Raw genomic sequence first — 12250 nt, forward strand, 5'->3', positions numbered from 1 at the left:
GCCGCCCGAATCGTGAACCCCGGACATCCAATGGGCCGCTGCAGGTCGTCGCACAGCACCGTTGGCGGCAACCTCTGCGACGAGAAATGTAGCCGCAGCCCGGGCCTCTACTCAGGAACTCAAAGCCAGCAAGGGTCCGCGACCGACCGCCCGCCGGACCGCACCGTCCCCAAGCCCTCCATCGCCGCAACCCAAGAAGCCGCCGACCCGGTCCAGTCCGGGAAGGGGTCAGCGTCAGAGCACGCCTGCCCCGGGTCATCGCGGCGAGCGCCGCTCACCGCTGCTCCCAATCTGCTCCCAATGTAAGCGGTGCATACGGCGAAGCCCGTTACCGGCTACTCCGGTAACGGGCGTCTGACCTGCAGAAACTGAGAGTGGGCGATGCTGGTATCGAACCAGCGACCTCTTCGGTGTGAACGAAGCGCTCTCCCACTGAGCTAATCGCCCTCAGCGCCACTGACTCTACCCGATCGTGGAACCCGACCGGAAATCCGGGGTCAGTGCGTCGCGAGGTACTGCATCACCTTGGCGACCAGGTCGATGCCGAGGCTGAACTTGAGCGACAGCCAGACCACGGTGGCCACGAAGACCAGGCCGACGGACCCGAGCACGATTCGCACCGCCAGTGACTGTCGCGTCACCCACTGTGTCCAGCCGTAGACGTGGCGGCGGGTGAAGCCGAGCAGCCGGCGGGCCCAGTGGTATTCGACCGCCCAGATGCCCAACCCGGCGATCACCAGCAGCCAGCCGGGACCGGGCAGCGGGATGAGTGCGATGCCGACGGTCACCACTATCGCTCCGGCGATCGCGATGAAGATCTTGAGGGCGATCCGGCCGCTGGGGTTGGCCCGGATGAGATCGAGTGTCAGCGAGATCCGCTCCCGCCAGCGGGGGCGGCGCGGTGGCTCTCCGACGACGAGGACACCACCGGGACGATCGGCGTCGGTCGTTGGCCGATCGGCGCGTTCGGGCTGCTCCATCGGTGTTCCGTACCCCCACTTTTCGGCTGCTCGGACCGCGACCTCCGGCGGGCGGGGCGCCGCGGGCCGATCCACTGAGGATTTCTTCGCCACCATTTCACCCCCCAGTGTCGCTCAGGCCCGTCACTGCAACGGCCGACTGGACGTTACCGGAGTAAGTCGACGACTGAGCCACCCGATGCCGGGCGGAATCACACACTGGGCAGAACCGGAAATCCTACATGAATGCTCACATTCACGCGGCCTTTCCGTCCCCCTTCCCACCACTGGGTGAAGTCAGCGTATGGCGGAGCGTAGCCAGGAGTAGCACCTGAGTATGGGAAAAGCGGGACACGCGCGTTCCGCAGCGGTGCCGGGGGGAGAACGTCCATGAGTGTCATCCGACCGACGACCGTAGAGGTCGAGACGTCGCTAAGGCTCGTCGCACCTGACGCCACCGCCTTGCCGGTGCGTGCCAGTCTGCGTTACGACCCTGCTGACCCGTATGCGGTCCATGTCCTGTTCCATGCCGAATCTGCCGGCGGCGAGGCGGTGAGCTGGTCCTTCGCCCGCGAACTGCTGGTCACCGGCCTGGACGAGCCAGCCGGCATCGGTGATGTGCGGGTCTGGCCCTGGGCCACACCGCGCGGCGACTTCGTCGCGCTGGCCCTCTCGTCACCGGACGGCAACGCCCTCTTCGAGGTGCCGCGCAGCGTTCTGGTGCGTTTCCTTCGACGGACGTACGTCGTCGTCCCGCGCGGCCGCGAAGCCGAGCACCTGGACGTCGACACGGCGGTGAACCGGCTGCTCGCCGGTCGCTGAGCACCGCCCGAACGGGCAACACCGGCCACACCGGGGCCGCGCGGATCTGCCGAGTCCGCGCGGCCCCGGCACACCCGGGAGTACGCGGGCAGCCCGACCGGGTCGCCCGGAGGCGCCGCCCGACCGGGATGGTCGGCGCTCAGCCGTGCGTGGTGATGCCGCCGTCGACGGGGATGACCGCCCCGGTGAGGTAGGCGCCAGCCCGCGAGGAGAGGTAGATGGCCGTGCCGGCCATGTCCTCCGGGCGTCCGATGCGGCCCAGCGGCACCTGCTGCTCGATGGCGGCCCGGCTGGCGGGGTCGTCCAGGGCGAAGGCCATCATCTTGCTCTCGAACGGGCCGGGCGCGATCGCGTTGACGGTGATCTGTTCGGCGGCGAGCTGGTGGGCCAGGCTGCGGGTGATCATGTGCACGGCAGCCTTGGTGGCCGAGTACGCGTACACCTCCATGAACGGCACCCGGATGCCGTCGATCGACCCGATGTTGATCACGCGGGCCGGGTCGTCGGCGCTGGCGGCGGCGCGCAGCGCCGGCAGCAGCGCGGTGGTGAGCCGGAAGACGGCCTTGACGTTGACGGCCCAGAGCTTGTCGAACGCGGCCTCCGGGTAGGTTTCCAGCGGTGCGCCCCAGGTCGCGCCGGCGTTGTTGACAAGCACGTCGAGCCGGTCGAAGCGCTCGCGTACGGCGGCGGCCAGCGCCTCGGCGCCGGCGTCGTCGCTCAGGTCCGCGGGGATGGCCTCGCACCGGCCCTCGGCGGAGAGTTCCTTGGCGACCGCCTCGCAGACGTCGGCCTTCCGGGACGAGATGATCACGTGTGCGCCGGCCCGTACGAAGCCCTGGGCGATCATCAGACCGATCCCCCGCGACCCGCCGGTGACCAGGACCGTCTTACCTTCGACCGAGAACAGCTGCGTCATGCCCATCCCATCGCGAGTCGGCGGGGCCGCCGACGGGTTGGTCGGCCGGCGAGGCGCCGGACGGACCGCGGACCGGACGGCGCTACCGCCGGGTAACGTAGCCCGGCCGCCGGGACGGCGACAAGCCCCGCGGGCGGCGCGGATTCCGCGAGCAATGTCGATCGGGATGCGGTGACCTGCGGTTCGGGCTACCGTCGCAGGCGATGGTCTCCACCGTTCCCTCCCCCGCGCCACCGATCGGTTCGGCTTCACCCGTACCCGACGAGATCGCCACGTTCGCGCTGGCCGACCTTGCCGGCGACCCGGGCTGGCGTCGGCCGGTGATCGTCGAGCAGGAGCTGCTGATCCTCACCACCCGCGGGCACGGCGACGCGGAACTCGACTTCCACCTGCTGCCGTGCCGGCCCGGCACGCTGCTGCGGGTGCGCGCCGGCCAGGCGCTGCGCTGCGCTGGCCCGCAGTTCGACGCCACGGTGGTCGCCTGGGATCCCGAGGCGCTGCGCGGCTTCGACGTCGACCCGGCCACGCCCGTCACCTGGCGGCAACTGGCCGGCGAGGACGAGGACGCGGTGATCAGCGAGGTGAGCCAGTTGGCGGTGGACTGCCAGCGGCACCCCGACAGCCGCACCGCCCGCGCGCTGCTCCGCCACCAACTGGCCGTGTTGCTGCTGCGGCTCACCCTGGCCGGCCCCGACCGCTCGACCTCGCGGCCCGAGGACGAGACGTTCCACAGGTTCTGCCAGGAGGTGGAGCGCGGCTACCCGCGCACCCGACGGGTGGAGGACTATGCCGCCGCGCTGCGCTGCTCGGTGCGTACCCTCACCCGGGCGTGCCTGGCCGTCACCGGCCGCAGCGCCAAGCAGGTCATCGACGAGCGGGTCGCGTTGCAGGCGGGGCGGCTGCTCGCCGCGACCGACAAGCCGATCGCGCAGATCGGCCGGCAGCTCGGCTTCTCCGAGCCGACGAACTTCGGCCGCTTCTTCACCCGGGAGGTCGGGGTCAGCCCCGGCGCGTTCCGGGCGGCCCGCGACCAACCGGTGGCCGGCCGGGTGGTCCGGCCTCGATCGCCCGCCGAGCCGACGGGCGCCAACGGGGGCCGGTTCCGCCCCGGCGCGCACGGCGAACCGACCAACAGTGGCCACGCCGGGCCGTCCGGGTCGCCCACCGGACCGGCCCGCGGCACCGGCCGGGCATGATGACAGGGTGCAGATCTCCGCGCGCGGCGACTACGCGGTACGGGCGGCACTGAGCCTCGCCACCGCGTACCCCTCGCTGCTGTCCACCCAGGCCATCGCCGGGGAGCAGGACATGCCCCGCAAGTTCCTGGAGGCGGTCCTCGCGGATCTGCGCCGGGCCGGCATCGTCCGCGCCCAACGCGGCGCCGAGGGCGGCTACACACTGGCCCGCCCGCCGCGCGAGGTGACCGTCGGCGCGGTGCTGCGGGCGGTGGACGGCCCGTTGGCCGGGGTACGCGGCCTGCGCCCCGAGGAGACCACGTACGAGGGCGCCGCGGAGAACCTGCCCGGCCTGTGGGTGGCGGTGCGGGCGGCGGTGCGGCGCGTGGTCGACGAGGTGAGCCTCGCCGAGATCGTCAGCGGTCGGCTGCCCGCCCACGTGCGCAAGCTCACCGCGCTGCCCGACGCGTGGGAGCCGCGCTGATCCACCTCGCGCGTCAGAGCGTCCGGACCACGTCCTCGGTGTCCAGCCGGGGCAGCCGCTCCCGCCAGGAGTCCGGGCCGGGTCGACCCACGTTCATGACCAGCAGCGCCTCGTGCCGCCCGTCGGGAAAGAACTCCCGGGTCACGCCCGCCGCGTCGAACCCGGCCATCGGGCCGGCGGCGAGCCCCGCCGCGCGTACGCCCACCAGCAGGTAGCCGATCTGCAGGGTCGCACTGAACCGGGCCTGCTCGACCCGCGTCGCCCGATCGGTGAGCCAGTCGCGGGCCTGCGGGCGGTGCGGGTACAGCTCGGGCAGTCGCTCGTGGAAGTCCACGTCGGCGGCGAGCACCGCCACGAGCGGGGCGCTGGCGGTCTTCGCCCGGTTGTTGGACGAGAGGTACGGCAGCAGGCGTGCCCGGGCGGCCGCGCTGCGCAGCAGCAGCACACGCAGCGGCTGGCCGTTGTACGCGGTGGGCCCGTACCGGATCAGGTCGTGGATCGCCGCGACCTCGGCGTCGGTGACCGACTCGTCGGTGAACGTGTTGGCCGTGCGGGCCGCCCGGAACAGCAGGTCCTGGGCGGCCCGGTCCAACGCGAGCAGGTCCGGTGTGGTCGGTGCGCTCACCGGGGCACCGGCGCGACGGCGGTGGTGTAACCACCCCGGTGGTGCACCAGCGGCGCGCCGTCGCCGCCGTCACCGAGCGCCAGGGGCTCGGCGATGACAAGCGTGTGGTCGCCGGCGGGCACCCGGTGCACCACCCGGCAGAACAGTCGGGCCAGCACTCCGGTCAGCAGCGGCACCCCGAATGGTCCGGGCGTCCAGTCCGGGTACGCGGCGAACCTGTCGATGCCGCTGGTGGCGAAGATCGTCGCGGCGTCCCGCTGCCCCGCGGTCAGCAGGTGCACCGCGACGTGCTCGGCGCGGGCCAGCACCGGCCAGCTCGACGACGCCACCCCGAGGCAGAACGAGACGAGCGGAGGGTCCAGCGACACCGACGTGAACGAGGTCGCGGTGAAACCGGCCCGGATCGGCGCGCCGATCCCGCCCAGGCAGGTGGGGTCGGTGGCGCGGGCGACCGCCGTGACCACCGTGACGCTCGTGGCCTGTCGTCGCAGCAGAGCACGGAACAGGTCCGCGCTCACCGGGCCCAGCTCGGCGGCGTCCGTCTGTGGACGCTCCACGGTGGTCATGCCGACACCTCGGCCGGCGCCGGGTACGCGTGGGCCGGTCGGGTCAGGCCGGAGGTGATCGGGGTTTTTGCGGAACGGGATGGGGACATGCGGGGTCTCCTGATCTGTCCGCGGAGGGAGCACGGACGCTCGGAGGGGGGTGGGGAGGCACGCTGCTCCGCGTTGAGCGGACCGGCGGTGTGAGTGCAGGGCTGGAACCGAGCCGGATGGACCGGTCAGCTCAACAGAGCGCGCTCGCGTGCCGGACCAGGTCGACGTGCACACGAGCGGTGAGGTGAAGATCGTCCCGCTGCGACATGACTTCATGTTGCCGGGGCGGGATCGCCCGGTCAACGCTCTTCCAGAAGGTGAGAATTGCACGTCTGCCGATGCGACAAAGCGCCCCTAGCAGCGTCTATCGTGGCGCAACACCTATCTGGTGAGTAGAGATTCGCGCTGCGCGGCACGCACTGTCCAGGACGGACCCTGAGAGGGTTTCAAAAGTTGTCGGTTCGGGCATGTTCGATCTCGACACGGCAGGGAACGGTGACGAGGGGAGTCCTCCGATGGGCCTCATGTTTCGCAAGCGCAAGAAGTACGGTCCGATCATCCTGAACTTCACCGAGAACGGCTTCTCCTCCTGGAGCATCAAGATCGGACGCTGGTCCTGGAACTCCAAGGCGAAGGCGCACCGGGTCGACCTGCCGGGTCCGCTGTCCTGGAAGCAGGACAAGTCCCGGTCGTAGCCTCCCGGGAGTCGAGCGGGGTGCCGGTGATTCACCGGCACCCCGCTCGGCGTCTACGGGCTCTCACCCCCGCCCGACCCCCGCGATCTTGCACTTTCTGTTGCCGTTCTGCGCGGAATACCCCTTACGCGGGGACAGAAAGTGCAAGATCGCGCAGGCCGGCGCGGGGTTGGGGTTGGTCAGCTCTTCGGGGTGATGATTTCGTCGCCGGCTAGCTTGCCGGCCTCGCGGTCGCGGTGCACCTTGCCCGCGTCGAGCAGGGCGGCTAGCGCCTGGTTGGCGTCGGCGGCACGGTAGACGGTCGCGGTGAGGGTGTGCCGACGCAGCTCGGTGACCGGCCGTGGCCCGCCCCGACGCAACTCCGCAAGCAGCTCGCGGGCCAGCGGTTCGAGGTCGGGGTCGCCGGCCACGTCGACAGTCACGCCGGTCCGGTCGCGGTAGCGCACGCCGAGGTCCGCGCCGACCGACCAGAGCGCCTCACGGACCGCCTCCAGACTCCGGTCCGAACGACTGCCGAAGGCGATCACACCGGTGGCCTCGTCGTCCGGCAGCACCGGCGCCACCTCGGCGACCAGGGGAAAGCCGACCGCGACGAGCGCGTCCCGGGCACTGCTGCCCGCGTGCAGCAGCACCTCCCCGGTGCGGCCGTTGGCGGCGGCGCTGAGCAGCTCCCGGCTCACCGCGCCGGGCACGTCCACGAAGGAGAACAGCGGCGACCCGGCCGCGCCGGCCGCCTTCGCGGCGACCGGCAGCCGGTCCGGGGTGCCGGGCAGCAGGTGCACGGTGACCTCGGCGGGCAGCTCCGCCTCGACCGGGCCGAGGCGGGTCGGCAGGTCGGGTGCGCCGTCGGCCAGGACCAGCACCGTCACTTGCCGGCCGCGCAACTGGTCGGCGTGCCCGGCGACAAGTCGCAGCGCGGCCACCGCGCCGTCCGCGTCGACGCCGGCGAGCGCCACGGTGGCCCGCCGGGAGCGGTGCAGGGCGGTGGGCAGCCAGGTGGTCAGCTGGCGGACCAGCAGCGCGCGGAGGAAATCGGTGGTCCGGTCGGTCGGCATCGGTCCGTTCTACCGTATGACCTGCTCAGACCGACACGGAGATCCCCACTCCGCCCCGGGTCTGCCCGCCGTAGCGCTGCCGCTCGGCGTCCAGGTCGAGCCGACCGATCTGCTTGCGGGCGGTCAGCGCGGCGTCGTCGAGCAGGTCGGCGGGGACCAGCCAGACGATCTCGAACTCCAGACCGTCCGGGTCCCGGCCGTAGAGGCTCTTGGTCGTGCCGTGGTCGGAGGTGCCGGCCAGAGCCCCGGCGGCGGTGAGCCGCTCGGCGGTGACGGCCAGCTCGTCGAGGGTGTCCACCTCCCAGGCGAGGTGGTAGAGGCCGACGGTGGCCCGCCCGGCGGTCGACCGCCCGGCGCCGGCGCCGATCTCGAACAGGCCGAGGTCGTGGTCGTTCGTGGAGTCGGGGGCCTGGAGGAAGGTGGCGCCCCGGAAGCCGTCCGGGGTCATCGCCACCGCACGGAAGCCCAGCACGTCCCGGTAGAACGCGACGCTGCGGGCGAGGTCACTGACGTAGAGGACCGCGTGGTTGAGCCGGTGGATACCCATGACCCGAGACTAGCGCATTTTTGTTGAACGTTCAACTAAATGGGTTATGATGGCGGTCATGACCCGCTGGCTGGACTCCGACGAACAACGCACGTGGCGCGCGTACCTCACCGCCTCCCGGGCGTTGATGGACACGCTCGACCGCGAGCTGCAACGCGACGCGGCGATGCCACACGCGTACTACGAGATCCTGGTCCGGCTCTCCGAGTCCCCCGGTCGCCGCCTGCGGATGAGCGACCTGGCCGAGGCCGCCGGTTCGTCCCGCAGCCGGCTCTCGCACGCGGTGGCCCGCCTGGAGGCGGCCGGATGGGTGCGCCGCGAGGACTGCCCCACCGACCGGCGCGGGCAGGTCGCGCTGCTCACCGACGAGGGATTCGCGACCCTCGCGGCCGCCGCACCCGGCCACGTCGAGGGGGTACGCCGGCACCTGTTCGACGCGTTGAGCCCCGCCCAGGTCGACCAGTTGCGCCGCATCAGCGAAACTCTGGCCGACCACCTGAGGAGATCCTGACCAATCAACACCGGCGCGGGTCTTGTACTTACCGTCGTCGGATGAGCACGATGGGGCGTGTCTTCCGGCTTCGGTGAACTGACTGACCAGGCGCACCACCTCGTGTCGGCCGGCGACCTGGCCGGCGCGCAGCAACTGCTCGCCGACGCGCTCACCGATGCCGACCCCCGCCCGGCCAACGCCACCGGAGAGCTGGCCGAGGCGGCGAGCCTCCAGGCGAGGGTGCTGGTCGCCCTCGGTGAGCCGCACTCGGCCCGAGGATGGGCCGCCTTCGCGTACGCGGCCACCACCCGGCTGCACGGCCGTTCCGACCCGCGCACGGTGGCCGCCGCCGCGACCCTGGCCGCGGTGTTGCACCGGGTCGGCAGCCACTCCCGGGCCGCGCGGCTCTACCAGGAAGTCATCATCGAGCTGACCGCGCAGGATGGTCCGGAGTCGCTGCGGGTGCTGGCCGCACACGCCGACCTGGCCACCGTCGAGTACGCCCGCGGCCAGTGCACGGTCGCCCGGGACCGGCTCCAGGACGCCTGGGAGCTGCACCGGGAGATCTACGGCGACGGGCACCCCAGCGGCATCAAGATGCTGGCGCGGCTCGGGGCGATGCAGCGTGACTGCGGGCAGTTCACCGAGGCACACGACAACCTGGCGCTGGCCCGCGAGCTGTGCCGGCAGCACCTGCCCGCCGACGATCCACTTGCCGCGCAGGTGGCGGCCCTGGCCCGGGCGGCGGCCAATCCCGACCACGCCTGCGCCGACGACCCGCCCACCGCCCGGGACACGCCTGTGGTGCCGGCCGCCCGGGTGCCACCGCACGGCGACGACCCGACCGACGCCGGGCAACAGCCACCGACTCCCTACCCCCACCAGGGCGGGGCGGCGGCCGGCGGCACGGTGCCGAACCCACGAACGCCTGCCGACGAGCCGGTCGGGTCGACGGGCACCAGGTGGCCACCCGAGACGGAGCCCTCGTCCCACCACACCGACCCACCGGTGCCCCCGTCGGTGTTCGGGTTGGCCGGCGGCTCCGAGGAGCAGCCCGGCGTCTACCGGCTACACCGCCCCGCCGCGCCGTCCGACCCGTACGCGGAGTCCGACCCGTACGCCGCGTCCGACCCGTATACGGCGTCCGACCCGTACGCCGCGTCCGACCCGCACCGGCCGCCGGACCCGTACGCGCCGCTCGAGCCCTACACGCCGTCGCGCCTGCTGCCGGTCCCCGTGCACCGGGCGCCGGCGGCGCAACGCAACCGGCTGGTGCCCGTGCTGGTGGCCGGCGTGGTCGTGGTGCTGCTCGGCGCGGCCGCGGTGATCGCCGGGGTGGCCCGGGTCGACGGCGACGACGAGCCGACCCCGCCCCCGGCCAGCGGCTCCCCCACCGGCACCCCGCCGGCCGCCACCCCGCCCACCTCGGGCAGTGCCGCGCCCACGCCGGCCGCCACCGGGGTGCCGCCGGGCAGTCCGCCGGGCGCGGTAACCCTGCGCGACACCCGGGACAGCATCGCGCTGAACTGGACCTATCCGGCCGGCAGCGAGGGGCCGGTGGTCATCGCGGGTGGTCGTACCGGGCAGGAGCGCAACGTCTTCGCGACCCTGCCCGCCGGCACCACCAGTTACGTCATCTACGCGCTCAACCGCACGAACGACTACTGCTTCACGGTTGCCGTGGTCTGGTCCACCGACACCGTCGCCAACTCCGCGCAGGTCTGCACCCGACGCCGCTGACCCCGCACCATCACGGCGCGTCAACCGTTGGCTCCGGAGGCTCCTCGGCCGGCAGCAGCAGGCACACCCGGAGCCCGTGCCGCTCCGGCGCGTCGGTGAGGGTGATGCCGCCACCGGCGCGTCGTACCAACTCCCGGACGATGGCCAGGCCCAGGCCGGCGCCGCCGTCGTCGCGGGCCCGGCCGTCGTCCAGCCTGGTGAACCTGTCGAACACCCGCTCCCGGTCGGCCGCCGGGATCCCCGGGCCGTCGTCGGTCACCGTCACCAGGTGGTACGCCCCGACGCCAGGCCCGTCCGTCCGTCGCGCCGCAGCCGTCGCCTCGGCGGCGAGCACCACACTGCCGCAGGCGTGCCGTACCGCGTTGTCGACCAGGTTGGCCAGCACGCGGCGCAGCTCGTCGGCGTTGCCTGTCGTCCACAGCGGGCCCGGCGGCAGGACCACCCGCACCGGCGACGCCGGATAGCGGGCGGCGACCTCGGTCAGCAGCGCGCCCAGTTCGACCGGGCCGGTCCCCCGGGCCGGCGCGGCCTCGTCCAGGCGGGCCAGCAGCAGGAGATCGTCGACCAGCCGGCTCAGCCGGTCGGTGTCGGCCAGCAGGTTCGTGGTCACCGCCGTCCAGTCCGTCCGGTCGGCGAGGCGCTGCGCCACCTCCAGCTCGGTGCGGATGTTCGTCAACGGGCTGCGCAGCTCGTGCGCGGCGTCGGAGACGAACGCCCGTTGACGCACCCGTCCGGACTCCAGCCGGTCCAGCATGTCGTTGAGGGTGACCGCCAACCGGTGGATCTCGTCGGCCGAGGCGGGCACCGGCAGCCGGCCGGTGCCGGCCCGCCCGGTGATCTCCTCGGCGCCCCGACGTAACGCCTCGACCGGCCGCAGAGTCGCGCCCACCACCCGCCACGCCACGGCGGCGAGCACCGCCACCAGCAGCGGGAAGGCCACCAGCAGGATGGTCCGGACCACGTGGGTGCTCTGCCGCACGTCGGCCATCGACCGGGCGACCAGCACGGTGAGCGGGTCGTTCGCCGTGCCGGCGGGCACGGCGACCACCAGGACCGGGCCGGCGAGCCCGACCCGCTCCGCCGGCACGTCCAGCTGCTGGCGCCGGTCGCGGCGCAGCCGCTCCGGGCGGACCATGGGGACGAGCCGGTCGGCGTCGATCGAGGCGGCCCTGATCCGCCCCTGCCCGTCGACGACCTGGACGCGGACCTGCCCGCCGGCCACCGGCAGCGGATCGGGCAGCACGTCCTCGGCGGCGAGCAGGGCGACCGCGTCGGCGGTCCGGAAGGCCTCGGTGTCGACGGTGCGCTGGAGTACGAAGCCGAGCGCGCCGAACAGCACCACCCCACCCAGGGCCAGCCCGATGGTGAGCCCGAACACTCCGATCGCCAGGAGCCGCCCCCGCAGCCCCAGCACCGGCAGCCAGCCGGTTCGCGCGCGACGGGCCGGCACCGGGCCGCCGGTGGTCACGTCGCCAGCCGGTAACCGGCACCCCGGACCGTCTCCAGTCGGTCCCGGCCGAGCTTGCGGCGCAGGTAGCCGACGTACACCTCGACGATGTTCGGCGCGGTCTCCAGGCTCGCGTTCCAGACGTGGTCCAGTAACTCGATCTTGGAGATCACCTGGCCGGGCCGGCGCATCAGATAGTTCAGCAGCGCGAACTCCCGTGCGGTGAGCGTCACCTCGGCGTCGGCCCGGGTCACCCGTCGACGGGCCGGATCCAGTCGCAGGTCTCCGACCGCCAGCACCGTCGGGCGTTCCGGCGTGCCCCGGCGCAGCAGCGCCCGCAGCCGGGCCAGCAACACCACGTACGAGAAGGGTTTGGTCAGGTAGTCGTCCGCGCCGCAGTCGAGGCCGTCGGCCTGGTCGTACTCGCCGTCCTTGGCGGAGAGCATCAGCACCGGCAACCAGTGCTGCTCCGCTCGCAGTTTCCGGACCACCTCGTAGCCGGAGAGGCCGGGCAGCATCACGTCGAGGATCATCGCGTCGTACCCGCCGTGCCGGGCCGCGTCCAGGCCGGCCGGGCCGGTCGGCGCCACGTCCACCGCGAACCCCTCGGCCCGCAGGCCGCGTTGTAGGGCAGCCGCCAACCGGGCCTCGTCCTCCACCACAAGCAACCGCACACGTCAAGGGTGCCACCCGGGT

The 12250-nt window shown here is 72.7% G+C and carries 15 protein-coding genes and 1 tRNA gene; 6 read left to right on the forward strand and 10 right to left on the reverse strand.

Annotated elements, in window-relative coordinates:
* Nucleotides 1-375 precede the first annotated feature (375 nt).
* Nucleotides 376-447, reverse strand: a tRNA-Val gene (locus ACGFH8_RS31430).
* Between the two features lie 50 nt (nt 448-497).
* Nucleotides 498-980, reverse strand: coding sequence for a TIGR02611 family protein (locus tag ACGFH8_RS31435; protein ID WP_393374349.1), 483 nt, complete (start codon nt 978-980; stop codon nt 498-500).
* A gap of 369 nt (nt 981-1349) precedes the next feature.
* On the opposite strand from ACGFH8_RS31435, the gene ACGFH8_RS31440 reads away from it, so the two are divergent.
* The gene (locus ACGFH8_RS31440) at nt 1350-1781 is read left to right on the forward strand and encodes an SsgA family sporulation/cell division regulator (protein WP_007457244.1); all 432 of its coding nucleotides are present in this window, start codon (nt 1350-1352) and stop codon (nt 1779-1781) included.
* Nucleotides 1782-1920: 139 nt separating this feature from the next.
* Here the strand turns inward: ACGFH8_RS31440 and ACGFH8_RS31445 are convergent, their stop codons facing one another.
* The gene (locus ACGFH8_RS31445; protein WP_393374352.1) at nt 1921-2697 is read right to left on the reverse strand and encodes a glucose 1-dehydrogenase; all 777 of its coding nucleotides are present in this window, start codon (nt 2695-2697) and stop codon (nt 1921-1923) included.
* A gap of 203 nt (nt 2698-2900) precedes the next feature.
* Here ACGFH8_RS31445 and ACGFH8_RS31450 point away from each other — a divergent pair, with 203 nt between their 5' ends.
* Both ACGFH8_RS31450 and ACGFH8_RS31455 read left to right on the forward strand, forming a co-directional pair.
* Complete coding sequence (locus ACGFH8_RS31450; protein WP_393374354.1) at nt 2901-3893, forward strand: helix-turn-helix transcriptional regulator; 993 nt, start codon at nt 2901-2903, stop codon at nt 3891-3893.
* Nucleotides 3894-3900: 7 nt separating this feature from the next.
* Complete coding sequence (locus tag ACGFH8_RS31455; RefSeq protein WP_393374357.1) at nt 3901-4356, forward strand: RrF2 family transcriptional regulator; 456 nt, start codon at nt 3901-3903, stop codon at nt 4354-4356.
* 13 nt (nt 4357-4369) lie between these two features.
* On the opposite strand, the gene ACGFH8_RS31460 is transcribed toward ACGFH8_RS31455, so the two are convergent.
* The 3 genes from ACGFH8_RS31460 to ACGFH8_RS31470 all read right to left on the reverse strand — a co-directional run bounded on the left by ACGFH8_RS31460 (nt 4370) and on the right by ACGFH8_RS31470 (nt 5845).
* On the reverse strand, nt 4370-4981 hold the full coding sequence (locus ACGFH8_RS31460; RefSeq protein WP_393374360.1) for a malonic semialdehyde reductase: 612 nt from the start codon (nt 4979-4981) through the stop codon (nt 4370-4372).
* On the reverse strand, nt 4978-5547 hold the full coding sequence (locus ACGFH8_RS31465) for a flavin reductase family protein (protein ID WP_393374363.1): 570 nt from the start codon (nt 5545-5547) through the stop codon (nt 4978-4980). The genes ACGFH8_RS31460 and ACGFH8_RS31465 overlap by 4 nt, the downstream gene beginning before the upstream one ends.
* 220 nt (nt 5548-5767) lie before the next feature.
* Entirely contained in the window at nt 5768-5845 is a 78-nt protein-coding gene (locus ACGFH8_RS31470; protein WP_393374442.1) for a putative leader peptide, read from the reverse strand.
* A gap of 247 nt (nt 5846-6092) precedes the next feature.
* Here ACGFH8_RS31470 and ACGFH8_RS31475 point away from each other — a divergent pair, with 247 nt between their 5' ends.
* On the forward strand, nt 6093-6272 hold the full coding sequence (locus ACGFH8_RS31475; RefSeq protein ID WP_053653605.1) for a DUF4236 domain-containing protein: 180 nt from the start codon (nt 6093-6095) through the stop codon (nt 6270-6272).
* A gap of 179 nt (nt 6273-6451) precedes the next feature.
* Here the strand turns inward: ACGFH8_RS31475 and ACGFH8_RS31480 are convergent, their stop codons facing one another.
* Nucleotides 6452-7327: a hypothetical protein gene (locus tag ACGFH8_RS31480; RefSeq protein WP_393374366.1), complete on the reverse strand. Its 876-nt coding sequence runs from the start codon at nt 7325-7327 to the stop codon at nt 6452-6454.
* Nucleotides 7328-7352: 25 nt separating this feature from the next.
* Nucleotides 7353-7874, reverse strand: a complete 522-nt coding sequence (locus ACGFH8_RS31485; protein ID WP_393374369.1) for a VOC family protein — start codon at nt 7872-7874, stop codon at nt 7353-7355.
* Nucleotides 7875-7923: 49 nt separating this feature from the next.
* Here ACGFH8_RS31485 and ACGFH8_RS31490 point away from each other — a divergent pair, with 49 nt between their 5' ends.
* Both ACGFH8_RS31490 and ACGFH8_RS31495 read left to right on the forward strand, forming a co-directional pair.
* Nucleotides 7924-8385 carry a MarR family winged helix-turn-helix transcriptional regulator gene (locus ACGFH8_RS31490; protein ID WP_393374371.1) on the forward strand — a complete coding sequence of 154 codons (462 nt, stop codon included), beginning with the start codon at nt 7924-7926 and terminating at the stop codon, nt 8383-8385.
* Between the two features lie 57 nt (nt 8386-8442).
* Entirely contained in the window at nt 8443-10107 is a 1665-nt protein-coding gene (locus ACGFH8_RS31495) for a tetratricopeptide repeat protein (RefSeq protein ID WP_393374373.1), read from the forward strand.
* Between the two features lie 10 nt (nt 10108-10117).
* On the opposite strand, the gene ACGFH8_RS31500 is transcribed toward ACGFH8_RS31495, so the two are convergent.
* Together ACGFH8_RS31500 and ACGFH8_RS31505 are read right to left on the reverse strand one after the other, a co-directional pair.
* Nucleotides 10118-11497: a sensor histidine kinase gene (locus tag ACGFH8_RS31500; protein WP_393374445.1), complete on the reverse strand. Its 1380-nt coding sequence runs from the start codon at nt 11495-11497 to the stop codon at nt 10118-10120.
* 74 nt (nt 11498-11571) lie between these two features.
* Nucleotides 11572-12228 (reverse strand): response regulator transcription factor, encoded by a 657-nt coding sequence (locus ACGFH8_RS31505; RefSeq protein WP_393374376.1) that lies wholly within the window; start codon nt 12226-12228, stop codon nt 11572-11574.
* Nucleotides 12229-12250 lie beyond the last annotated feature (22 nt).

Source organism: Micromonospora sp. NPDC049175, assembly GCF_043197345.1.
GTDB lineage: Bacteria > Actinomycetota > Actinomycetes > Mycobacteriales > Micromonosporaceae > Micromonospora.

Coding starts and splice junctions, on each gene's coding strand:
- ACGFH8_RS31480 (WP_393374366.1), bottom strand. CDS start 7,327: ATGCCGACCGACCGGACCACCGATTTCCTCCGCGCGCTGCTGGTCCGC.
- ACGFH8_RS31435 (WP_393374349.1), bottom strand. CDS start 980: ATGGAGCAGCCCGAACGCGCCGATCGGCCAACGACCGACGCCGATCGT.
- ACGFH8_RS31445 (WP_393374352.1), bottom strand. CDS start 2,697: ATGACGCAGCTGTTCTCGGTCGAAGGTAAGACGGTCCTGGTCACCGGC.
- ACGFH8_RS31470 (WP_393374442.1), bottom strand. CDS start 5,845: ATGTCGCAGCGGGACGATCTTCACCTCACCGCTCGTGTGCACGTCGAC.
- ACGFH8_RS31485 (WP_393374369.1), bottom strand. CDS start 7,874: ATGGGTATCCACCGGCTCAACCACGCGGTCCTCTACGTCAGTGACCTC.
- ACGFH8_RS31440 (WP_007457244.1), top strand. CDS start 1,350: ATGAGTGTCATCCGACCGACGACCGTAGAGGTCGAGACGTCGCTAAGG.
- ACGFH8_RS31475 (WP_053653605.1), top strand. CDS start 6,093: ATGGGCCTCATGTTTCGCAAGCGCAAGAAGTACGGTCCGATCATCCTG.
- ACGFH8_RS31490 (WP_393374371.1), top strand. CDS start 7,924: ATGGCGGTCATGACCCGCTGGCTGGACTCCGACGAACAACGCACGTGG.
- ACGFH8_RS31465 (WP_393374363.1), bottom strand. CDS start 5,547: ATGACCACCGTGGAGCGTCCACAGACGGACGCCGCCGAGCTGGGCCCG.
- ACGFH8_RS31450 (WP_393374354.1), top strand. CDS start 2,901: ATGGTCTCCACCGTTCCCTCCCCCGCGCCACCGATCGGTTCGGCTTCA.